This is a genomic window from Prochlorococcus marinus str. MIT 1214 (genome assembly GCF_027359355.1).
Lineage (GTDB): Bacteria > Cyanobacteriota > Cyanobacteriia > PCC-6307 > Cyanobiaceae > Prochlorococcus_B > Prochlorococcus_B marinus_F.
Genome location: NZ_CP114777.1, coordinates 125,026 through 145,294, shown reverse-complemented (window position 1 = coordinate 145,294; position 20,269 = coordinate 125,026). Strand labels below are relative to the sequence as shown.

Here is a 20,269-nt window from a genome sequence, read left to right as displayed (position 1 = left end):
TTAAATTGAAACTATCTAACTTCATCTCCATAACAGCTTTAATTATTTCTATAGTAATTCTATGGGGTTTAAAAGAAATAATTATACTATTTTTTGGATCGATAATTATAGCTATGGCTCTTTGCACAATTACTGGGAAAATCAGAGATTTTCTTCACATCCCCAGGTGGGCATCATTAGCAATAGCAATAATAACTATAATTTTAATCTCAAGTATTTCTTTTGTAATAATAATACCACAATTTACCAGTGAGTTCCAAGAGCTAATCAATCAAATACCATCAGCAGCCAGCAAACTATGGGATCTATCAATAAATACATTTTTCAATTTTGCAGAGATTATATATAAAGATAATATTCCTAGCTTGGCCGATAGATCAATATTATCAAATAAGCTTAGTATTATTCCAGACGGTACGGCACTTGCTAGCGGTATTACAGATAGCATTACAAAGTTAATCAGCTTAGTAAGCAATGTTGGGGTAGGTATTCTTCAATTTATTTTTATAATCTCTGTTGGTTTAATGATAACTTTACAGCCTAACGCTTATAGAGAAGTTTCAATATTATTAGTCCCATCATTTTACAGAAGGCGCGCAAGAACTATTTTATTGAAATGTGGTAACGCCCTAAGCAGTTGGATGACTGGAGTCCTACTAAGTTCAATATGTGTAGCAATTCTTGCTTCTATAGGACTATATTTATTAGGAATAAAATTGGTAATTGCCAATGCTCTAATAGCAGGGGTTTTAAATATTATCCCTAATGTGGGCCCAACAATAAGTACTATTTTCCCTCTTTCAGTTGCATTACTAGATGCTCCATGGAAATCAGTTGCTGTGCTTGGTTTATATGTAGTAATTCAAAATATCGAAAGCTATGTAATAACTCCCTCAATAATGCAAAAGCAAGTCAAACTGCTGCCAGGCTTAACAATTACTGCCCAATTTATATTCACTTTTCTTTTTGGACCAATTGGTTTGTTGTTAGCAATTCCAATGGCGGTAGTAATTCAAGTATTTGTAAAAGAAATACTTATTCATGACATATTAGAAAAGAATTATTTTGCACCAAAAATGTAATCAAGAAGAAAGCAACTATTAAGTATTCAAAGGGCACAGACGAAGAGTAAAGTAATTACATAAATTCATAACATATTTTTTTCAATCCATCCTTTCACCCAAAATTTATTAAGGAAATAAGCCTCGATTTGACTTTTCAGTCAATCATCATAAATTTAATTTGAAATTGTTATTACTTTTACCTTTGCTTATATTGGTTTTTTAATTTTCTTCAAACATTAGTTCGATTATTTCTTCACCGCATACTTTTAATTAATTTTATTTTAATAGTCCTAATAAATTCTTTTCAATCGAAAAATTAGAATCAAATAAAATCATACTATGCTTTATAAATTCTTTTCTTTATAGTAATTAATGCTATCAATCATCAAACTCTGGCTTCGGTTTCTTTTTAACTTTACCGGAAAGTAATTGATGAAGTGCATCTAGAGAATTATAGACCTCTTTCAGCTCAGACAATTCAGGTAATAAGCCGTATTGGCCAAGCATTTGATCCAAGTCTCGAAGTTCTTGCCTGATATAACGCAAATGCGAACTAACTTCTTCTCTCTTACTTGTGGACATTATAAAATAGATTAATTGCTACTAGAGAATAACTTTAGCGTAAGATTAGTATATTAAGCATCTACAAATGTACAAAGTTTATAAACCCACAAGTTATTAGCAAACTTTTAAGCAAATTAATTCCCAAAGATATATAAATCTATTAATTACAAGAAAAATAGTGGGATGTTGACCTTAAAGAAATGAAAAGCAAAAAACTCAAGATCATATCTAAAAAAGCTTACTGCTTTGTAAAAAAATAAAAATATATTTTGCTATTTCTTAGATATGGATAAAATATATATATGGATCAACAAAAAAGACAAGACCTCAACTTGAGGCTGGGCAATTTGATACTGGCTATATTCCTCGCTACTGTCCCAACAGCAATAACATACGGAACCCTTAGCATTCATGGATTAAATATTTGCAGGAATCTAAGCAGCAAAGTAAATCAATCAAATAAAATCAAGGTTAATTGTGATGAAGCAGTCTGGGAGACTACTAAAAGTTATATTGTATTAATTGGTTTTTTTATTACTTTACCAACTTGGATGTGGTTCTACTTATCAATGAAGAAAAAAAGCAATTAAGAATTAACCTTATCTAAATCATGAAGATAAAAAGCTAGAGAAGGGAAAATTAAATGTTTTCTTTTGATTGATAGATTTTGTTAATTTTAAGTTTGAAGATGATGATTTTGCTGGCAGTTGCTTGCTAAAAATGGAAAGAGTGAGTTCTGGAGTAGTTTTGAAGATTTCTTTAATAATATAATCAGACGAGAATTTTCCAGGACCTAGCAAAATTATTGATAAGGCTGATGCAAAATAAAGAGCTAATAATTCTAATAAGTAGATATTAAATCCTGAAGTTACTATTGCATGATAAATGGCAACACTCATAGTACCAAGTATGGCAGAGGCTCCCAATCTGGTGCCGAGACCAAGTATCAATAGCCAACTACCTCCTATCTCAGACCCAGCGGCAAGATAAGAGAGTGCTACAGGGAAGGGGAGGTGAAGAGGACGGACAAAAGCATCGGCGAAATTATTTATGTCATTTAACTTTTCGAATCCATGATGGATCAGAAGCGATCCAGTAAATAATCTTAAGACAAGAAATGCAAAGTCCTTAAATACTGTTTTATAGAAGATCGAATTAAGCAATTTAACCTATTACAATTCAACGAACTTTAGAAAGGGAATGACGCAAAGCGTGGAAACAAAAAGGTTATTATTTCTGATGAGTTCTAATGCTTGTCGGATGGGGGCGTCTTGGTAACCAGAAGAAGAGGTCCCCAAGGATATTTAGGTCTTCAATGGATAGGCATAAGTATCATTCAAAAATTGTTATCTTCTCAGACTAAAAAAGGAAAGTATATAAGTTACTTTAAATAGTATTAATCCTCACAAAAATAATAAAAACATTTCTGTATGATAAAGATAATTTCTGCTAGAACGTGAGCACATCATTACTTACTGCTACAGCGGCTGTTGGTCTAATTGCAGTTGCGATACCAGCTCTAATTGCTTCACTTGGCTAGAAATATAAATAATTTACATCTGTAATATTTAGGTTATTAAAATTATCAAATCTAGAAATGATTACTTCTAGCAAGTACTATTTCAAACCATTGAATTTCCTGCAACCCAGCCACTAGTCCAACAATGTTGAAAGTTAAATCCACCAGTAATACCATCAATATCTAATATCTCTCCTGCAAAGAATAAACCCTTACATATCTTACTTTCCATGGTTTTAAAATTAATTTCTTTAAGAGAAACTCCACCAGCAGTCACAAATTCTTCTCCAAAAGGACCTCTACTATTTATTAAATAACTTTTCATTGTTAAACATTTTATTAAAGACTCGTTATGTTTTTTAGATATATCTGCCCATTTTAGTTTACTATCGATATTCAAACTATTCAGAAGAGCTTTCCATAAACGTCGAGGTAAATTATTAAAAGGTTTGCTATTTAATACTAACTTTTTACCATTTTCTAATTTATATAAATTAAGTTTTGATCTGGCTTCACTTTCACTCATACATAGCCAATTTATTCTTAATTCAGCAGTATATTTATTGGCGTGAAGAACTCTGGCAGTAAATGCTGAGAGGCGCAATATCACAGGGCCACTAAAGCCTTTATGTGTTATTAATATAGAACCTTTTTCAGCATAAAATTTTTTTTCAACCTTAAGCTTAACCTGAACATCTAAAGTTATACCTGAACATGTTTTTAATGAGTTTTCAGAGGACGCTAATGAAAAAAGAGATGGGACAGGTTGAATAATTGAATGTCCAAGACTTTTAGCTAGTTTACGTCCGCTAGGGTGTCCACCAGTACAAATCAAAATATTCTTTGCTGCGTATTCTTTACTGCCTTTGACTAATAATTTAAAGCCCTCCTTGTTTATGTTTATTTGCTTGACATGAGAATTAGTGAATACCTTTACACCAGATTTTTTTGCAACATCTGTCAAGCATTTTATAACATCTGAGGAAGAATCAGATGAAGGAAATACTCGACCATCATTCTCTACTTTAAGACTAAGTCCTTTCTTCTGAAACCAATCAAAAGCTTCACTTGTTGAAAATCTATTAAACAAGCCTATTAGCTGTTTTTCTCCTCTAGGATAATTATTTACCAAATCAGAGATATCCCAACATGAATTAGTTAAATTACATCTACCCCCACCACTGATTCTTACTTTTTCTAGTACTTTTGAGCTGCCTTCTAGTATTAGAACAGACCTAAGCCCACTTTTAATAGCAGTGATTGCTCCCATAAAACCAGAGGCTCCACCACCAACAATCACAAGATCTGAAATCATCAAATAAAAAACTTCTTATAATATATATTTTAATAAAAGTAAAATATATATTATTTATTTATTACTTTTATTTATTAAGTCAGAGCTAATTTAAAATAATCAAAGAAAATTATGATTAAAATAAAATTATTGAAAAAAGATTTTTCTCATATCGCATTGTCTTGATACGCAGTTGAAATCTTAATTCTGTTCTTTTTTATTGTATGTTCTCAAAAATAATAGAAAAATATGGCTGGCCCAAAAAGAGATGAAGCAAAATCTATTCTCTCATACGTAAGACAAGAGCTTAGGTATATGGATGAAGATCTTAGAAACGATGGTTTACTTCCAGAATTATCATCACTAAGGTCAGTATATGAACAACTTTCAACCTTGCTTGAACTTTCAGACGGTAGGAGAAAAAAGAAAGAGAAACCAGAATTTACCGAAGACAAAAAAATCTAAAAAGTCATCGATAAAACTAGGCTATAAAGTTCATCCATTATTAACACCAAATCTGTAAAGGATTTATTTTACTATATTTTTAATTTTTAATAAAATCGCGTCTCTATAGACTATTCTTAATTTAGAAATAAGCATTTAATTCAAATTAAGAAATAGCTCTTTGTAAGAAACTAATGTCTAAAAAACGTAAAAATTCTGGAAGTTCATCTAATCTTCTAAGTCCTACAAATCACATTCGTTTTTGGAAAAAAGGGGAAATGGCATATTCAGCACTAAAGAAAATCAATGAGCTCAAAGCTAATAATCAATTAGAGAAAGCTAAAATAATGTTAGATGATTGGATTTTCTAAAATATTCTTCGTCAAGAAATAAATAAAATTTTTGTAATACAATCAAAAGTTAAAGTAAATTATATCTTTAGACAAATAGGTATGTATGCCCTCCATAAAAAAAAGGATTGGCTATCTTCCCTCAATTAATGCTCAAGAGAAAATAACTCAAATTGCAAAAAAAGAGAATCTAAGTCAATCAAAGGTGGTTGGGCTATTAGTTGAAGAAGCATTGGAAGCTAGAGATGGATTTGATAATCAGTATTCCAATAATTCAATTAGAAAGAACCTTCATGTAAAGGCAAATAATGTGTATAATTCATCCTTAAACTTCAATGATATTGATGAATTGATCTCAGATAAAGGGATATCATACAATACAAAAAATCATAGGCATAATTCAAATGATGATTTATCCCAATATAGAGGTAAGCATGATGAAGAGTTATTTGAGCAGTTTAAACAATTTGTTCAGTTTCAAAAAATGAGAAAAGATCAATAATAAAATTATTTTCCAACTTCCCTTTCAGATATATAAAGATCTCTGAATTCTCAAGAATGCAGAGATCCACAAAAACTACGCATAAAACAATTCAATGTACTAGAAAGTATAGAAATTCTTCTAAGGAACACTAAACAACTTCTTTTTATAAGAAATCATAAATATAAAAATGACCTCAACCACAACTCGCCCACAATCAAATTCATTTAAATTACTTGAAGAAGCATTAAACCAGCCTCCAATTGGAGAAACAGCTAATTTCACATGGAACGCAACTCCCTTAGGTATTGCAGCAATTTACAAAGGGGCTTCCCCCTCAAAACCTCCTTATCAACAAGCGATTAAAGAAGGTCATGAATTATCAATGGATTTAAGTCGAGAAGAAAAAGAATTTCATCTAACTCAAAAAGGCCTTGCTCTTATTTTCTACTCTTAAATACGATGAATATTTTAAATTAAAATCAAAATATAAGATTGATTATCAATCAATTGTCCACAACAGATGAGTCTATGACCCACTCATCAGATATTCCAAGAAGGATTAATGCTTTATCCTCCCAATCTGTATCTATAGACCAATCATAAGGAACCTCAAAAGATAGTGATATCTCGTTTTTACTTTTTATGTAAGTTTTACTTTTTGGAAGAGTTTCACTTGAAAAATTATTATCTAGTAGGAACATATCATCTGAATTAATGTATTCGACATAACCTAGTCTCTTTATTTCCTCCTCGAATTTTAATTCCAGTCTTACATTAAAACAATGAGAATCATCCCAGTCTGAATAATATGAGAGGTACTCGTCCCAAGAATTAGACATTAAAACAAAGCTACGAATAAACTTTAGGGTACAAAAGACGAAGAATACTATTGATAGCTAAAAAATAAATAAAATATCAATTACATTTGACGAATTGTGGATTAATACTAACTTTTCACATACAAAATAATTGATTAATTGGTGAAAGTAAGAAAATTAAAATCATTTAGTACCCAAGTACCTAAAGTTAGTAATCCAAACCCAGCAATAAACATCATCACTGCAACAACTTTGTACCTAGTGGATTCTGATCCTCTTCTAAGCAAAAAGGTATCCTCAGCAAAAGAATTTGATTGAAGAACGATGTTTTTTGGTGTTTTTTTTCTTGATGAGAACATTTTTGTTACAAACCATATTTTCTAAATTAATGGAATTTTCCGTAGAGTGCGAAGAATCCATGCACCCCAACCAAATACAAAACATCAAAAAAGTACTTTTAGTGTAAAACTAAAATAAAAATTGAAAATATTATGCTCTTTCAATAAAAAAATACTCATTTGCGTACCGACTAAATAAAAAAGCCAAATGAGCATATATTACTTGGGGGGAAGATTATCTAGATACCGAAGAGGAAGCAGGACAAAGAGAAAATAGAACAACAGATTTAAACTAAATCAATCTTCTGGCAAAAGCATGCCAATTTTAATCATTAAAAGAAGGGAAATGAATCCCTTTTAAACACTAATTAAGTTTCATGAGTAGCTGATGAAAAAGATATATTAAAAACTCATTTAGGAAATTTATTCTAAGAATTTAGTTCTTTAAATCAACCTCTTACAATTTAATAAATTATAGTAATATAATTAATATAAAGTACTAAATATAAACTGTTGAAAATTTCAAAATACAAAAATTAATTATATTTATAATTTAAATGTCCTTTTAACTTCCTTAAATGATCTGCTGTGGAAATTGAGGTTTCAATTAACGGACAAATATTATACTCATTATATGTTCTTAATATTTTTAAAATAAGTTCATTAGCCGAGTCTACTGATTCTAGGAATTCACTAGAGCAATAAACACCTTTCCATGGCCTATATTTGAATCTAGCTAAAAACTGCCTAGAAGGAATTAAAATACTACCGAATAGTATAATATTTGATATTTTAGAATTATTTTTCATTGCCAAGGACATCAAATTCAATAGTATTTCAATCCTACTTTTGAGAAGTTTATAATCCGTACCGAATTGAATCCAGATAGAACTGACTAGACCTGATCGAAGTTTCTTTTCTAATCTTATAATCTCTTCATCAAACAAATAAGTAGGTAAATAAGGATTAAATGCTACACCAAAAGAAATACCTTGAGTAAATAACAAAGGATTATCACTAAGAAAAGATAGAGCTGAAAGGCTATCTAATGTAGATCTTTTTTGAGAACCAGACACAAGAAGGACTTGATTACAGCCACAAGATTTTACAGTCTGAAGAAATTTTATAAGAGAGTCCTGAGTATTAAGACAACTTCTTTTAAATTCGTGAAGGATACTAAAATGAGGAATAATATCTATATTTGGAAACTCTTTTTTTGAAATTTCAATTGACTTTAATAGAAAATCTTTTTTTAGACTATTTTTACAAGGTATATTAATTTTATTAAGATTATTTCTGTCGTAAAAATATAGGGTTTTGCGAAGTTCATCGAATGATTTAAAAGATATTTCTATCCTTATGTTGTTCAAGTTAAATAAAGTATTCGTCATATACTTATACTAAAAAATAGGAACAGTGAATTTCATAATGTAAAAATTCTAAAAAAGATTTATTTAAAGTAGCATAGTGAAAGAAGTTAATCTGAATGATATATATATTAAATTTAATTCCTTATCCATTTATAAAGCGCTTTCGTTTTACAATCAATTTCATCTAGAGAAGTATAATAATAATCCTTCCATAAATCCAAAGGAATCCCCAAAAAGATCATTAAATTAAGGGGGTATTCATCAGAATCTGAACATTTACGAAAGTCGTCTCTAAATAAAAAAGTAGGTTTTCCTAAAGCAATAGCAACTCCAAGCTCAACCATAACTCCCTCATCTGGAGGAGTTCCGTTAACTATTGCAAATAGAGCGTCAGCTCGCCTTAAATCGTTAAAGTTTGAAGAAGCAACTTTATTCGCCCAGCCAGAGGTGGCTAGGTCAATATTACTATTCCGTGAAAAAGGTTCCCAGACAGTTGCTCCCATAAACTCAAGTTTGCCAATGAAATCTGGTAATAGTTTAAATTTCCAATGTTGAGAGAAGCCATATGGAGAAGCGAGGTAGATTATTTTTTTTGACAATGGTTGGAAAATTTCGATTAATCATACATAGGGATAAAATTACTAATATTACACCTATGTTTATAAATATAATCTTAAGTATCTACTTTATTATCCTGCTCTTAGCATTGTTATAAGAGTTTATGTCTTGATTGTTTTCAATAAAACGCTGATTAGCGTCTTCTAACAATAAAATAGATAAATCCTTTACATTAAAAATAAAATTCTTTTGATTTAAGTACATTTTTGTTATTAAATTCTTTATCTCTAGATTAAATGAAGTATTAGTCAACAATACAATTGAAGTCCAACTAGTAATTACAGCTGAAAATATAAGGCATAACTTTAGAAGTTTATGGAAAGTAATTAGCAATTTATTAAGTACAAAATAGACAAATCTAGGATAACTAATTAAAAAGAGTAATGCACATTAAATAAAAAGCTTATCAAGCTGTCTTTTCCTTTTCAGCATCAAATCGAATCCAATTGGAAGCTATCAATTGATTCCAGGTCTTTATTGAGTCTTGTTCAGTAGCCTTTCTTCTGCTCTTAAATTTCATAGGTTTACCGTTTGGAACAACTCCCCACATATCAATTGTGAAATCTGTAGGGATCTGTTCATTAGATACCTTTTTAAAGTCAAAATGAATTACCCATTTATGATGAGGATCTATTAGCCAACCAATAGGAGGTCCCTCTAAATTTTCTACTTTTTTCATCAAAATACAAAGTCTTAATTTTGTTTTTAAATAAAAAAGCTGGCTTCGTCAAGCCTAAGAAGCTAAAGTGAAGTTAAAGAAATAATTAAAATAGTAAATTAAAAAAATCGAAAGAAAATTAATCTTTTAAAGAATAGATATAATAATTTCATACAAACAACTCAAAAAAGATGTCATCTGAAGCTGGGAGTACTCAATGTAGAGGTTTGATAGAAGCGAAAGAAAACCTTATAAAAGCGATGAATTCTCTTAGGGCCTTAGAGAATTTAGATCATATACAAGAGAAATTACGCGAGGTCTATAACGAATTAGAACAACTGCATGAATCCAGGAGAATAAAAGAATCTAACAATCTTAATTGATAGTGACAAAAATCAAGCTATTTATAAAATTGAAATATCGAATATAAATATCCGACTAAGTATAAGTAAGATAGTTGATAGATAGTATTCTTCTAAATATATTATTGTAATTTATTTGGCAGGCATTAAAAAAAGAGTATACGATATAATGGATAGTTAAGATAAATTTAAATAACTATTAGAGATAAACAGCTTTAACTGTTAATATAGTTAAAAATTAAAACTTAAATGTCTAAAAAAGATATTGATATCTGCAAATTAGAAGACCTTGATAGATTAAGATCTGCTCCTAAACTAAACAAAAATCAGTCAAAAATACTCTTAAATGAAGTTAGTCATCTTATTAGTAAATCAGATTGGATAACTATAGGAGTTATGTCTCCATCATTAAAAAGAGGAATCAATGCCGTTAGAAGAATAGAAGAAACGTTTGAATACAATAAGATGAAATGCATTACGTTACCAAATTCAGAAGGTCCAATATTCTTAAAGGCGAATCAAAAAACTGGAGAGATCCACGCCAGGATTGAATTTGGCCTGGGAGAGGGTATATTAATAAGTTGTCAGTATTGTGATAATTCAGTGTATTCAAAAACAATTGGACCCTTTCCATTAGATTTCTTTGATTAACTATCATAATTAACAACTCAGAAGTTAAAATTAATATTTTGATTAAATAAATAGTAAATCTAAAAACAATCAAAAGAAGAGGAATACTACTGCAGAAATGCTATCCTGAATTAATATAAACAAACAGAATCAATACATTTAAAAAATTCAAATTATTTATACCCAAAAATGAATCAAATGTTTTACTACTGTAAACCTAATATAAACAATAATATTCATTCCATAATATAAATGGATAAAGAAAGAGCAAAATTTTATCAATCTGGGGATGGCTCCTATTTTTACTCAGCTGATGATGCCTGTAAGTGGGATCTTCTAGATAGGATTGGCCAACTCAATCTTCTTCATGTGTTAAAAAAAGAATGGGAACCAGAAGAATCTAGTCAAAGTAAATTAAGAAAAGTCCTTCAAGAAATAGAGATAGATGAGTTTGAGGATTTCATGGCAGATATACTTGGGATATGCGAATCATTCGAAGAAATGGTTTATGAATTTGAAGGTAATATAAATCTAAACCCTGAATATTTAGAGAGAGTTTATCCAGAAGAAAAAGAAAGTTTGGAAAAGTTAAAAAAACAGATAAAAGAACATAAAGAATGGAAGGAAAAACATCAAGCTTCATATTCTTTTCTTACTAGAAAGCTTTTAGAAAAGAATGAAAAAGACAATAACGAAAATAATTTATAATCAACAATTGAATCTAATTCCTATTTAATCTCTGAACTAATTTGACTAATTTTTGTCATAAAAAACTGAAAAAAAAAAGATTCGATGTGTATCATATTTTCAAGCGATCAATTTCGATAGGTGCTTGACTATCAAAATTTTATGTGAATTTTGAAATTCATGTCAAATAATATTTGAAGCAAAAAAGTAATATTGGAAAGCATCATTTGGCGCAAAAACACAGGAACATTATTAAAATAAAGTATAAGACATGAGTTTTAGTCCGATTAATAATGGAAAAAGCCAAAAAAACAAGACTAATTGAGAAAAAAATGAGATTCTTATAACTTCCCAAATCGCAGCCAAAAGGAATATAACCGCACTAAAAATCACTTTAAAGTGATTTTACCTACACAACTTCCGAAAAAATCTACTATAGTTTTAACAAATATTTACATATTATTCTGTTTTTTTGTTGCTTTATATCTATTCTCCCCGACAAAGGGACTCAGATAGATAAGGCAGTCACTGCTTTTTAAAGTAAATTCAGTTTTAACTTGGATTTTTCAGATAGAGGTTCATCGTCGAATCTCAAACATCAAATTCTCTAAAAACACATGACTTCAACCAATCCAAAATCTTCAAATCTAATCAATAGAGATGATGTAAATGAAATGATAGAGAATGCAATACGAAGGCATAATAGAAGATCAACAATAATTTCAGCAATTCTTGGATGGATACTCATTGGGGGGTATTCATTTGGTTTATTTCATGTAGTTCAAAATATATAATCTTTCAATTTAATACTCAATATTTTATTTAAATAATATAAAAAAGTAAATAATTAGTTAAATAAATTATTTACAAGATCTCACAATAATTACATTCAATATCAAAAATCAAAATAAATTAATAGGTAAAATTTATAAATCAAGTCGTTTTAATATACATATAATAAATGGTTAAATTAGAGGTTAATTTCTTTTTATTTTTGTACTAGTTAATTCGGCTCCACCTATCCTGATAAGGAAGTTGATAATCTTCCTTGTTCATAGGAATCCAACTCCAATCAGAACATATAGATATTTGATAACCAATCACATACAGCGCGAGCATCGCGTTCAATAAATTTACATGGGTGATAGGTGTATCCATGATTTACTTATAAATTTTATATACTTTAGCTAACCAAATGCAAAAACAAAACTTCCAATCACCAAAGTGACCATTAAAGTCTTAAAAAATATATATTGATTATTTAATTTATTTTTTATTTAAATCGATGTTATAGATAATTATAATAAAAATTTAATGCATTAAAACTGAATAATTAATTATTATTATTATTATTAATTATTGGAACTGTGGGATGGTCAAAAGGATCATCATTTAAAATAGGTGCACAGACCTGACGGCATGACTTTCCTTGCTCATCTTCAATGCAAACTTCTAAACATTCAAAATATCTATCTTGTGCTGTTTTCATATTTTTATAAAATTATTAGAAATTTAACATACTATTAAATGAATGTATTTTTTTGATAAATTAACAAAACTTTTTTAGGTAAATGCACTCATAAACGGTCATTTAGATAAATAATATATCTTAATATTTTTCATTTGACTAACATGTTAATAAAGATTCCCTTAATTCATTATTAGCAAGTTGGGTGAGAACTATAGTCATATCAATAGAAGATAATTCTCTAATGGAACTCAAATTAAAATTATTATTTCCAATCAACTTGACTTCTGGATAACTTTATTTCTTATAGGAAGCAAAGGTATAACTAAATTACAAAGAACTAATATTTAATTATTTTTTTAATACTAATGAATTCCTATTTACTTTACAAGTTAAAGATAAGAGACTTTAGTATTAATTACTAATTTAAGATTTGTTTTTAATGAAATATCTACATCATTACTAAACTAGGTTAATTTTTTATGATAGATTCGATTCATCAAGGGCAGATTCTTTACTTTTGTATTTAGGTAATTTTACCTTTACATCTTTTATAAAAAATTTGGCAAATTGCTGACTTTTATGTTTGATCATAGTTAAAACCTTATTTAAACAATTAAAAAGGAATAACAATATAGCGAAAAGATAAGTAAAGTGCGTGTGAAAACCGTACAAACCTAGTTTTATAATTTGGATTGATTATCAAGTAAGAAGTTTATGTGTACTATTTAATTCCTGAATAGATAAATCGATAAAAATATAGCTTGAATAGTTATTTCAATTTTTCAAACTATTAAAACTAATCTTAAAAAAATTAATTTTAAAAATATAATAAATCAAATAAAAAATTTAAATATATTATTGACTATTTACAATTAAGTGCTTTGTTTATAATACGAATTTAAATCAAAAATTTAAACTTATATATTTGATACCGCTAATTAGTAGTCCTAGTCCAATTTTTACTTGTTTTTGACTTTTTCTCTCCTTTCAATATAAAAAGCATTAACAGCGGGGCTATACCCATCAAAGGAACGACAAGGTTCATAGCATAGTTATGGGTTTCTTCCATCTCAAAAAAAATATTGAATTTAATTTTAATTGATTTTTATTACGTGTTAATGCGTAAAAATCCTCATTGATCACTAATAAACTGCTTCGTTGAAAGCCGCAGCTTTAAGTTTTTAAAAACAAAAGCATTTCTTCATTTTCTTTTTATTATAGATAGTGTATCTGTATAGATTCTTTATATTATAGAAATGAACTTTAGTTCTTTAGATATTGACTATTTATCTCCTACAGGTTTTATTGGATTTTGGGTACTATTTATAGGATTAATATTCACTGGTGTTATGTTCTATTTTGTCTTTTTTAGGCTTAATGAAAATGACGATTCATACACGGATAAAAAAAGAAAGAAAATAGATAAAGAGAGTCAAGAGAAAAGAATAGCAAAGCTTTATCCGAAAGGTTAAAGCCATCAATATAAATAAAAAAATCAAAGAGATTACTCAGATTTAATTAAATGTATATAAATATTTTACCAATCAAAGATTCATCTTAATTTTGTTTTTTATTCACTTTTTCAATTCCTCTAAAAATCTAGCTTTAATACAAAGACCGAAAAGAGTTTAGGAGAAGGAACATGAGCTTTTCTAACAATATGATCAGCTTTCTATTACATCTCGTTTTCCTTCAGAAGATTTTGATTTTTTGGGCTAATAAAAAGAGATAATAAGAAGATAAAAAAGGCTTCTACATTAATGCGAGCCTATTTAATGAAAACCATGGCTTCGAATCAAGCGGACACGGGTATTAGCCTTAATGAAAAGTCCCCTTTTTCAACTTCAGAAAAGCAAGTTCCCGCAGCTTTATCAATGATGGTCGACTCAATGACGAGCATGTTAGAAAGAGCCAAAATTGATTTAGAGAATGCTGATCAAAGAGCTAGAGCAGACCTTGAGAATCTCGATCAAAGAGCAAGAAAAGATGTTGCACTGCTCGACCAAAAAGCAAGAGAAGATATTCAAAAAGTTGATCAAAAAGCTAGAAGAGACATAGCAATACTTGATAAAAGAGCAAGAGAAGATCACGAACTCCTGCGAAAGGTCCGAAAATCTAGAGGGCTAACATCTTAAAATAATTAGTTTATTTTCTCCAAAACTTAAAAATAGATTCCTCATAGAAATCAGGATTAAATCATTTATATATTCACAACTAACATATGATTTAATTCATAAATTTAAAGAGTAAGTACCGCTTTGCCGTAAGGCCCAAGAAGCATCGACCTGAACTAACCACAAGAAGAAATAATCAGTTATATCATTGACATAACTTAGATTTCAAGCTGTACTGGTAGGACCATTTGGTAGGACCTTTTGTCGAGAGTTTTTCAAAGGACAGGTAGAACTGGATATTATTTAGGTGTTGCAGTTCCAAGATCCCTGCGTTCTCAGTACAGCAAAAGTGAAGTTGTCAGAAAGCTAGGCAACACTCATAAAGCAGCAATAGCAATACGTTCTAAAGTTGAATCCGAGATTCAACGTGAGTTTGGGGCTGCTCTAAACACACTCACTCTCGTTGAGAAAATAGAAACTGCATACAGGGACGAATCTCTTGGCAAATTGCCTGCAGAAGAGAAAGAAAATATCAAAAGCTCCTATCCACTTGAACTGGATAAACATGGAAATCCAACAGATCAAGCAACAGCAGCATTGTGGCTGTCATTAGATGGTAAAAGCACCTGGCAACAATGGGTGAATAGAAGAATTGCAGTAGAAGGCGTCAGTAAATCAACCATCATCAATTGGAGGTCAAGACTTAAGTCTTTAGCTGAATGGGCTAAAACTGATTACTTAGCAGATTTAACCAAAAGAAAAGCCATCGAATACAAGGAGTTCATGCTCCATGAAGGCAAGCAACCTTCATCAGTTAAAAATGCAATTGGATGTTTTAACGGTTTCTGGAATTGGGCAATTGATAATGATTTAATTCAAGCCAATATTTGGGCAGGACTAAAAAAGCGATTGCCTGATGCAGAGAAAAAGCCACTACCTGAAAAGGATATCTTCAATGCAGCAACAAAAAAGGCATCCAAAACAACTTCGAATCGAAAGAACAAGGACTTTCAATTTTTAATTCAGAGATACACAGGTTGTAGGCAAGGAGAAGCTGCTGGATTAAGGCATTGCGATATTGATTTAAAAGAGAAGGTGATCCACTTCAAACAATGGGAAAAGATTGTGACTTACGGAAAACTTAGAGGAGGGCAAAGGAAAGAAACACAGATTAGAAAATTCAAGACAGGGACTAAAGATGAGAGGAGCTTGCCTATGAGCTCTGCACTTTTTGAAGCAATTAAAGATATGGAAATAAACCAATCTGATGATCCAATTTGGCCTCTCAGATACAAGGCCACAAATGATTCATGGGGAGCTCATTGGGTATCTGACTACCCCAACAAATACAAGCTTCGTAGTCATGATTTAAGAAGATATGCAGTTACCAAGCTCACTCTTTCTGGAGTTACACCATTTATTATTTTCGAGATTACTCGTCACAAGATTGAAGGAATGAGTGAAGTCGTAAGTCTGTACACACGTCCCTCAACAAAAGAATTAAGAGAAGCGATGGAGTTACTGAAATAAAATAAAATCATCCTTAAAAACTTTATTGAAATAGGATTTTTGATAAAACTAGACAATCTAGTGTCAGCTAAAATTATTCCAATCACAATGTGTTCGATAACTGCAATCAATAAAGATAATAAGAACCGATAAACATGACCAAAGATAAAAATAAAAAAGAATATGGTGATTGGAGGGATAATAAATGGTGGACTGATCCTGGTGAATTACCAGAACATTTTTCTCAAAGAGGTGATAAGGAAAGAAGGGAAGAGAAGGAAAGGAAAGAGAGAGATGAAAGAAAAAACGCTGCGAAGCTGAGAGCTGAGAAAAGTGCAAGGAATAAAGCAATAAAACAAGAAGCTGAAGAAGAAGAGAAGTTAAGAATCAAAAATGAAAAGAGAAAGAAAATCGAGAAGGAGAAAAAACTAATTGAGGAAAATAAAAAACTTCAGTCGTCGGAAAAGGCGAAGGTGATGCCTGAACAAATCATGGAAGAAGTTAGATGTATTGTCTCAAAACGACTAGAAGTTGATATTAACGATGTGAAACCAGAATCCACTTTTCAAAATGATCTTGGGGCGGATGGCCTTGACTTCGCAGAGCTACTAACGGATTTAGAAGAAGTGTTTGACATGAAAATACCAAAAGAGTCTGAAGTAGACATTGTCACCGTAGAAGATGCAGTTAAATATATCGAAGAACAAAGGGTCAAAAAGAAGCAAGGGAAAGACTTGCTTTCTAAGCTTGAGCAAAAAGAAGAATACATGAAAGAATCTGGATCCACTGATTTATCACTAAAGCGACGTCAAACATGCAAGCCTTGGCTTATCGCTATTCTTTGCGGTGCATTATCACCATTTACATCATTAGTATTCGCAATTAGGCAACGATCATTAGCTTTGGCCTTAATACCTGTAGCAACAATATTTACCGCTAATTTATTAATTTATCCACCAGGATTTCGTCAAGACCATATTATAAGGTTGATACTCCAAGGTATATGTGGATTAGCTGTCTACTTTGTTACTTATAGACAAAGGTATGAAATCAATGATCAAACATTGAGCTATCCAAAGAATTGTCTTTCAGATAATGCTGATGAGGAGTCATATGAATTTAATTCTTTTATTAATTATTTCTCAATAGCAGGTATTTTCATTCTTAGAGATTTCGTGAAATCTAATTTGTTAAATTATAATTTATACAATGTAATTCTTGTGTCTGTTGTCTGCTATTCAATTTTTGCAGTAGCAATATTTTGGATTGACTATTATTTCTTATTTTCTATTAAAAAGATCTCATTTAAAAACATATTAAATTTCAATAAAATAAAAATAGAGGGTCCTAAAAATAAGAATCAAACACTTAAGGAAAGATTAGAGGAATTAAAAGATTTGTACGACCAAGGATTAATTAGTGAAGATGAGTATAAATCGTCAAAAGCAAAGTCATTAAATTTGTGACGTCTAGGGTTCAGTTGGAATTAAAGTCAACACATTTAAATCACGATCATATCTCCAACGAATAGCAGTCTTGGATGTGTTCACAATCGGAGTATCTTTTTGACTGGCTATAAAATCCTCCAACTCTGATATCCACTCCTCATAACCTGGATGACTATCTCCTAGCTCTGTGTTTGCACCATGCCCAGAAAGTCTTGCAGTGAATTTCAACTCTTCTAAGCAAGAATCGATTGGATAGCCAGCATTGTTCATCATTAAGGACGCATTGTTATGAGCTTCGATTTCAGAAGCACGGCTACGTTTATTTTCTAATTCTTCAATCTTGGCTTCACTTAATCCTTTCTTGTTTTCGCTGACATACTTGTCATCTTCAAAGACATGATCTTCAAGGAAGTGAACAAGTTCATGAGCAATTAGACAACCTAAATATTCTCGCCTTGAATTAAAAATTCTAAAAGAAGATCGATTTAAAGTGATTGTTCCATGGCTATGACTTCTCCCTTGAACAGCATCAAATAGATAGGCTTGCCTAATCGCTTCATTAATCTCATAGGCTTTGTCTCCTTTGAACTTTTTATAAGGATTCAATTCATCATAAAAGCCACAAGAATCTTCTTTGCAAAGTTTTAAATTCTCAGCGAACCAACCAACCCAACTACCTGGAACGACAGTAAAGGTAATCTCTCTATCGCCTAAGTCATTATGTTCAGCTAATTCATTAACAAGGCTCTTTATCTCTTTGTATTCACTGGGCATTATGAACTGAGCATTCCTTAAATAGACAGTCCCTATTACACCTGTAAAAGTAACTAAAGCCAATCCAATTCCTTTCTTAATCCATCTATTCATTTCGTTTATTTAGATTCTTAGTAATGTTTAGTGAGGACTATCAAGCCCTGCGACTTCGACAGACTTATCTTATGCGCCGTTTACTTCTTGCACCGTTAATACTTGCGCTTTCTTCACCTGCTTTAGCGGAAAATTCAATCTCTAAAAAAGCCCATCAGGCTTGTAAAGACGTTAAGGATTACAAAGGTTGTATTGAGCTAAGGATTGGTAAAACTAATAAATCTTCTGAAGGAACGAGAGGATTGGCGGGATTTTTTCATCCTGATGTTTTGGTACATCCTGATGCTGTTGTCGCTAAAGAGATTAGAGGTGAATATGGCCGTTATTTAAATTATCGAATCTATGACTTAGTCCAGAGAATGGAATGGAGTGTTGATGCCGATTGTGAGGATTACACCGTTAACTGGAAGGGGGATCGAAGGGGTTGGATAGATGTAAAAGTCCATAAAAAAGAATATTCTCGAGTAGCAAAAAAAGTACTTGATGAGTTCTGTCCACAAATGGATGGCATAGTTGAAAAAACTAAATCAGGTACTATTACATACTTTCAATATCCACTTTCCAACACTGGTAGGAGTGGAGGAGGTAGCAGGACTGTAATTAATCAATATTCCATGCCCTCACTTCCGACTTCTAACAACTCTTCTCCAAGTCGTCCAACAAGTACTTATAAACTACCTACCTCTAATATTCAAGGAATTGCCGGGAGCGCTTCCACCTCTTATCCGTCATCCGGTGCATATGGTGGGTATCTAGGTGGGAATTAGTTATAGAAGTAAAACGTCTATTCCGTCTATTGGGTCCTGCAGGTTTTCAAACAATTGTTCATGCTGATAGCTCAATTCATGTTTTAGAACAGGCTGTTGATTGTGATGTGTGGGATGTCCTTGATATTCCTATTACGTCTTCGCAAGTTTTTTTAAAGGACCCTATTGAAGAAGAAAGCTAAGAATTCTTAGTCTCTAATTAGATTTAACCCAATAGGCCATCTATACAGGAAAAGTAACGGTAGGCCACCTATACAGGGGGAGGCAGCGGTAGGCCATGTATACAGGGAGAGGGGAAAGTGAAGTTAAATTTAGACGTTTAAATAAGACAAAAAATCTATGTTTTACTTATGATCTGAGCGAAGCGAAGTAGATCATATCTAAAACACATCCTTCTACTTATCAGTTAACGAAGTAAATACGTATAGTACGTATCTTGAGTAAAAACAATATTGATAAGGGTTAGTCAGTCTTTTTTATCTAATCCCTGATTGAACTAGCTCAGCTAGAAAAGGATATAAAACGTTTAATGCATAATAAGTTTATGAGATTAGAACTTCCAAAAATAAAGATTGTCCTGAGAGCAGCTTTAGTCATGACCATCATGACAATGCTCGTCTACTACTTTCCAAATTTAACTTTTCCTAATTCTATTGTTTTTTTGTGTGCACTCCTAGCGACAAAGTATCTCACCAACTTCATGTGGTTAGGAGCGATAGGTGCATTTATTTTTGCTGGTGGCTCTGGTGGTGACCCTAGCGATACAAATATATTGGCATACATTCTAGCCAAATCTTTGGTGTGTTGGTTTATGGCATTTTGCATGGTTCGGCAGGATCTATACGATTCAAAAAACAAATAATCATTCATAGCAAAAAGAATCTCGGAAATGC

At 31.0% G+C, this 20,269-nt stretch carries 28 protein-coding genes and 1 pseudogene; 18 read left to right on the top strand and 11 right to left on the bottom strand.

Going from position 1 to position 20,269, the window contains the following annotated elements; translation table 11 throughout:
• The first annotated feature begins 5 nt into the window (after window positions 1-5).
• Entirely contained in the window at window positions 6-1,082 is a 1,077-nt protein-coding gene (locus O5639_RS00760; protein WP_269624620.1) for an AI-2E family transporter, read from the top strand.
• Between the two features lie 360 nt (window positions 1,083-1,442).
• Here O5639_RS00760 and O5639_RS00755 read toward each other — a convergent pair whose 3' ends face one another.
• A complete protein-coding gene (locus tag O5639_RS00755) occupies window positions 1,443-1,646 on the bottom strand; it encodes a hypothetical protein (RefSeq protein ID WP_011293667.1) in 204 nt (67 codons plus the stop codon).
• Between the two features lie 284 nt (window positions 1,647-1,930).
• Between O5639_RS00755 and O5639_RS00750 the strand changes: the two genes are divergently transcribed.
• Window positions 1,931-2,218, top strand: coding sequence for a hypothetical protein (locus O5639_RS00750; protein ID WP_269624619.1), 288 nt, complete (start codon window positions 1,931-1,933; stop codon window positions 2,216-2,218).
• 18 nt (window positions 2,219-2,236) lie between these two features.
• Here O5639_RS00750 and O5639_RS00745 read toward each other — a convergent pair whose 3' ends face one another.
• Both O5639_RS00745 and O5639_RS00740 read right to left on the bottom strand, forming a co-directional pair.
• Window positions 2,237-2,791, bottom strand: coding sequence for a DoxX family protein (locus O5639_RS00745; RefSeq protein WP_269624618.1), 555 nt, complete (start codon window positions 2,789-2,791; stop codon window positions 2,237-2,239).
• Window positions 2,792-3,250: 459 nt separating this feature from the next.
• Window positions 3,251-4,462 (bottom strand): NAD(P)/FAD-dependent oxidoreductase, encoded by a 1,212-nt coding sequence (locus tag O5639_RS00740; protein WP_269624617.1) that lies wholly within the window; start codon window positions 4,460-4,462, stop codon window positions 3,251-3,253.
• A 228-nt stretch (window positions 4,463-4,690) separates the two neighbouring features.
• Here O5639_RS00740 and O5639_RS00735 point away from each other — a divergent pair, with 228 nt between their 5' ends.
• The 4 genes from O5639_RS00735 (at window position 4,691) to O5639_RS00720 (ending at window position 6,173) form a co-directional block, all read left to right on the top strand.
• Window positions 4,691-4,906 (top strand): hypothetical protein, encoded by a 216-nt coding sequence (locus O5639_RS00735; protein ID WP_269624616.1) that lies wholly within the window; start codon window positions 4,691-4,693, stop codon window positions 4,904-4,906.
• Between the two features lie 173 nt (window positions 4,907-5,079).
• On the top strand, window positions 5,080-5,256 hold the full coding sequence (locus O5639_RS00730; protein WP_269624615.1) for a hypothetical protein: 177 nt from the start codon (window positions 5,080-5,082) through the stop codon (window positions 5,254-5,256).
• An 85-nt stretch (window positions 5,257-5,341) separates the two neighbouring features.
• Complete coding sequence (locus tag O5639_RS00725; protein ID WP_269624614.1) at window positions 5,342-5,737, top strand: hypothetical protein; 396 nt, start codon at window positions 5,342-5,344, stop codon at window positions 5,735-5,737.
• 169 nt (window positions 5,738-5,906) lie between these two features.
• Window positions 5,907-6,173: a hypothetical protein gene (locus O5639_RS00720; RefSeq protein ID WP_269624613.1), complete on the top strand. Its 267-nt coding sequence runs from the start codon at window positions 5,907-5,909 to the stop codon at window positions 6,171-6,173.
• A gap of 49 nt (window positions 6,174-6,222) precedes the next feature.
• Here the strand turns inward: O5639_RS00720 and O5639_RS00715 are convergent, their stop codons facing one another.
• The 5 genes from O5639_RS00715 to O5639_RS00695 all read right to left on the bottom strand — a co-directional run bounded on the left by O5639_RS00715 (window position 6,223) and on the right by O5639_RS00695 (window position 9,542).
• Window positions 6,223-6,558 carry a hypothetical protein gene (locus O5639_RS00715; RefSeq protein WP_269624612.1) on the bottom strand — a complete coding sequence of 112 codons (336 nt, stop codon included), beginning with the start codon at window positions 6,556-6,558 and terminating at the stop codon, window positions 6,223-6,225.
• Window positions 6,559-6,692: 134 nt separating this feature from the next.
• Complete coding sequence (locus tag O5639_RS00710; protein ID WP_269624611.1) at window positions 6,693-6,896, bottom strand: hypothetical protein; 204 nt, start codon at window positions 6,894-6,896, stop codon at window positions 6,693-6,695.
• Window positions 6,897-7,411: 515 nt separating this feature from the next.
• Window positions 7,412-8,266: a hypothetical protein gene (locus tag O5639_RS00705; protein WP_269624610.1), complete on the bottom strand. Its 855-nt coding sequence runs from the start codon at window positions 8,264-8,266 to the stop codon at window positions 7,412-7,414.
• A gap of 113 nt (window positions 8,267-8,379) precedes the next feature.
• Window positions 8,380-8,844, bottom strand: coding sequence for a nucleoside 2-deoxyribosyltransferase (locus O5639_RS00700; protein WP_269624609.1), 465 nt, complete (start codon window positions 8,842-8,844; stop codon window positions 8,380-8,382).
• A 425-nt stretch (window positions 8,845-9,269) separates the two neighbouring features.
• Complete coding sequence (locus tag O5639_RS00695; protein ID WP_269624608.1) at window positions 9,270-9,542, bottom strand: DUF1651 domain-containing protein; 273 nt, start codon at window positions 9,540-9,542, stop codon at window positions 9,270-9,272.
• A gap of 170 nt (window positions 9,543-9,712) precedes the next feature.
• Between O5639_RS00695 and O5639_RS00690 the strand changes: the two genes are divergently transcribed.
• From O5639_RS00690 to O5639_RS00675, 4 genes are all read left to right on the top strand, one after another.
• Window positions 9,713-9,904, top strand: coding sequence for a hypothetical protein (locus tag O5639_RS00690; RefSeq protein ID WP_269624607.1), 192 nt, complete (start codon window positions 9,713-9,715; stop codon window positions 9,902-9,904).
• A gap of 228 nt (window positions 9,905-10,132) precedes the next feature.
• Window positions 10,133-10,534 (top strand): DUF1824 family protein, encoded by a 402-nt coding sequence (locus tag O5639_RS00685; RefSeq protein WP_269624606.1) that lies wholly within the window; start codon window positions 10,133-10,135, stop codon window positions 10,532-10,534.
• 231 nt (window positions 10,535-10,765) lie between these two features.
• Window positions 10,766-11,221 carry a hypothetical protein gene (locus tag O5639_RS00680; protein WP_269624605.1) on the top strand — a complete coding sequence of 152 codons (456 nt, stop codon included), beginning with the start codon at window positions 10,766-10,768 and terminating at the stop codon, window positions 11,219-11,221.
• A gap of 596 nt (window positions 11,222-11,817) precedes the next feature.
• On the top strand, window positions 11,818-11,994 hold the full coding sequence (locus tag O5639_RS00675) for a hypothetical protein (protein ID WP_269624604.1): 177 nt from the start codon (window positions 11,818-11,820) through the stop codon (window positions 11,992-11,994).
• 205 nt (window positions 11,995-12,199) lie between these two features.
• On the opposite strand, the gene O5639_RS00670 is transcribed toward O5639_RS00675, so the two are convergent.
• Together O5639_RS00670 and O5639_RS00665 are read right to left on the bottom strand one after the other, a co-directional pair.
• Complete coding sequence (locus tag O5639_RS00670; protein ID WP_269624603.1) at window positions 12,200-12,358, bottom strand: hypothetical protein; 159 nt, start codon at window positions 12,356-12,358, stop codon at window positions 12,200-12,202.
• Between the two features lie 175 nt (window positions 12,359-12,533).
• Complete coding sequence (locus O5639_RS00665; protein ID WP_269624602.1) at window positions 12,534-12,689, bottom strand: hypothetical protein; 156 nt, start codon at window positions 12,687-12,689, stop codon at window positions 12,534-12,536.
• Window positions 12,690-13,927: 1,238 nt separating this feature from the next.
• On the opposite strand from O5639_RS00665, the gene O5639_RS00660 reads away from it, so the two are divergent.
• The 5 genes and pseudogenes from O5639_RS00660 to O5639_RS00640 all read left to right on the top strand — a co-directional run bounded on the left by O5639_RS00660 (window position 13,928) and on the right by O5639_RS00640 (window position 17,760).
• A complete protein-coding gene (locus O5639_RS00660; RefSeq protein WP_269624601.1) occupies window positions 13,928-14,143 on the top strand; it encodes a hypothetical protein in 216 nt (71 codons plus the stop codon).
• Window positions 14,144-14,455: 312 nt separating this feature from the next.
• Window positions 14,456-14,806: a hypothetical protein gene (locus tag O5639_RS00655; RefSeq protein ID WP_269624600.1), complete on the top strand. Its 351-nt coding sequence runs from the start codon at window positions 14,456-14,458 to the stop codon at window positions 14,804-14,806.
• A 240-nt stretch (window positions 14,807-15,046) separates the two neighbouring features.
• The gene (locus O5639_RS00650) at window positions 15,047-16,315 is read left to right on the top strand and encodes a phage integrase SAM-like domain-containing protein (protein WP_269624599.1); all 1,269 of its coding nucleotides are present in this window, start codon (window positions 15,047-15,049) and stop codon (window positions 16,313-16,315) included.
• Between the two features lie 455 nt (window positions 16,316-16,770).
• A pseudogene (gene acpP / locus O5639_RS00645) lies at window positions 16,771-17,004 on the top strand (acyl carrier protein); the annotation flags it as partial.
• A gap of 57 nt (window positions 17,005-17,061) precedes the next feature.
• Window positions 17,062-17,760: an SHOCT domain-containing protein gene (locus O5639_RS00640; RefSeq protein WP_269625490.1), complete on the top strand. Its 699-nt coding sequence runs from the start codon at window positions 17,062-17,064 to the stop codon at window positions 17,758-17,760.
• Window positions 17,761-17,763: 3 nt separating this feature from the next.
• Here O5639_RS00640 and O5639_RS00635 read toward each other — a convergent pair whose 3' ends face one another.
• On the bottom strand, window positions 17,764-18,609 hold the full coding sequence (locus O5639_RS00635; protein WP_269624598.1) for a hypothetical protein: 846 nt from the start codon (window positions 18,607-18,609) through the stop codon (window positions 17,764-17,766).
• Between the two features lie 23 nt (window positions 18,610-18,632).
• Here O5639_RS00635 and O5639_RS00630 point away from each other — a divergent pair, with 23 nt between their 5' ends.
• From O5639_RS00630 to O5639_RS00620, 3 genes are all read left to right on the top strand, one after another.
• Window positions 18,633-19,376 carry a hypothetical protein gene (locus O5639_RS00630; RefSeq protein WP_269624597.1) on the top strand — a complete coding sequence of 248 codons (744 nt, stop codon included), beginning with the start codon at window positions 18,633-18,635 and terminating at the stop codon, window positions 19,374-19,376.
• 29 nt (window positions 19,377-19,405) lie between these two features.
• Window positions 19,406-19,558 (top strand): hypothetical protein, encoded by a 153-nt coding sequence (locus O5639_RS00625; protein WP_269624596.1) that lies wholly within the window; start codon window positions 19,406-19,408, stop codon window positions 19,556-19,558.
• 347 nt (window positions 19,559-19,905) lie between these two features.
• A complete protein-coding gene (locus O5639_RS00620) occupies window positions 19,906-20,238 on the top strand; it encodes a hypothetical protein (protein WP_269624595.1) in 333 nt (110 codons plus the stop codon).
• Window positions 20,239-20,269: the final 31 nt, after the last annotated feature.

What these genes read in the sequence shown, in the direction of transcription:
- O5639_RS00755 (WP_011293667.1), bottom strand. Translation starts at nt 1,646, where the DNA reads ATGTCCACAAGTAAGAGAGAAGAAGTTAGTTCGCATTTGCGTTATATC.
- O5639_RS00750 (WP_269624619.1), top strand. Translation starts at nt 1,931, where the DNA reads ATGGATCAACAAAAAAGACAAGACCTCAACTTGAGGCTGGGCAATTTG.
- O5639_RS00740 (WP_269624617.1), bottom strand. Translation starts at nt 4,462, where the DNA reads ATGATTTCAGATCTTGTGATTGTTGGTGGTGGAGCCTCTGGTTTTATG.
- O5639_RS00735 (WP_269624616.1), top strand. Translation starts at nt 4,691, where the DNA reads ATGGCTGGCCCAAAAAGAGATGAAGCAAAATCTATTCTCTCATACGTA.
- O5639_RS00730 (WP_269624615.1), top strand. Translation starts at nt 5,080, where the DNA reads ATGTCTAAAAAACGTAAAAATTCTGGAAGTTCATCTAATCTTCTAAGT.
- O5639_RS00725 (WP_269624614.1), top strand. Translation starts at nt 5,342, where the DNA reads ATGCCCTCCATAAAAAAAAGGATTGGCTATCTTCCCTCAATTAATGCT.
- O5639_RS00720 (WP_269624613.1), top strand. Translation starts at nt 5,907, where the DNA reads ATGACCTCAACCACAACTCGCCCACAATCAAATTCATTTAAATTACTT.
- O5639_RS00715 (WP_269624612.1), bottom strand. Translation starts at nt 6,558, where the DNA reads ATGTCTAATTCTTGGGACGAGTACCTCTCATATTATTCAGACTGGGAT.
- O5639_RS00710 (WP_269624611.1), bottom strand. Translation starts at nt 6,896, where the DNA reads ATGTTCTCATCAAGAAAAAAAACACCAAAAAACATCGTTCTTCAATCA.
- O5639_RS00705 (WP_269624610.1), bottom strand. Translation starts at nt 8,266, where the DNA reads ATGACGAATACTTTATTTAACTTGAACAACATAAGGATAGAAATATCT.
- O5639_RS00695 (WP_269624608.1), bottom strand. Translation starts at nt 9,542, where the DNA reads ATGAAAAAAGTAGAAAATTTAGAGGGACCTCCTATTGGTTGGCTAATA.
- O5639_RS00690 (WP_269624607.1), top strand. Translation starts at nt 9,713, where the DNA reads ATGTCATCTGAAGCTGGGAGTACTCAATGTAGAGGTTTGATAGAAGCG.
- O5639_RS00685 (WP_269624606.1), top strand. Translation starts at nt 10,133, where the DNA reads ATGTCTAAAAAAGATATTGATATCTGCAAATTAGAAGACCTTGATAGA.
- O5639_RS00680 (WP_269624605.1), top strand. Translation starts at nt 10,766, where the DNA reads ATGGATAAAGAAAGAGCAAAATTTTATCAATCTGGGGATGGCTCCTAT.
- O5639_RS00675 (WP_269624604.1), top strand. Translation starts at nt 11,818, where the DNA reads ATGACTTCAACCAATCCAAAATCTTCAAATCTAATCAATAGAGATGAT.
- O5639_RS00670 (WP_269624603.1), bottom strand. Translation starts at nt 12,358, where the DNA reads ATGGATACACCTATCACCCATGTAAATTTATTGAACGCGATGCTCGCG.
- O5639_RS00665 (WP_269624602.1), bottom strand. Translation starts at nt 12,689, where the DNA reads ATGAAAACAGCACAAGATAGATATTTTGAATGTTTAGAAGTTTGCATT.
- O5639_RS00660 (WP_269624601.1), top strand. Translation starts at nt 13,928, where the DNA reads ATGAACTTTAGTTCTTTAGATATTGACTATTTATCTCCTACAGGTTTT.
- O5639_RS00655 (WP_269624600.1), top strand. Translation starts at nt 14,456, where the DNA reads ATGGCTTCGAATCAAGCGGACACGGGTATTAGCCTTAATGAAAAGTCC.
- O5639_RS00640 (WP_269625490.1), top strand. Translation starts at nt 17,062, where the DNA reads ATGAAAGAATCTGGATCCACTGATTTATCACTAAAGCGACGTCAAACA.
- O5639_RS00635 (WP_269624598.1), bottom strand. Translation starts at nt 18,609, where the DNA reads ATGAATAGATGGATTAAGAAAGGAATTGGATTGGCTTTAGTTACTTTT.
- O5639_RS00630 (WP_269624597.1), top strand. Translation starts at nt 18,633, where the DNA reads ATGTTTAGTGAGGACTATCAAGCCCTGCGACTTCGACAGACTTATCTT.
- O5639_RS00620 (WP_269624595.1), top strand. Translation starts at nt 19,906, where the DNA reads ATGCATAATAAGTTTATGAGATTAGAACTTCCAAAAATAAAGATTGTC.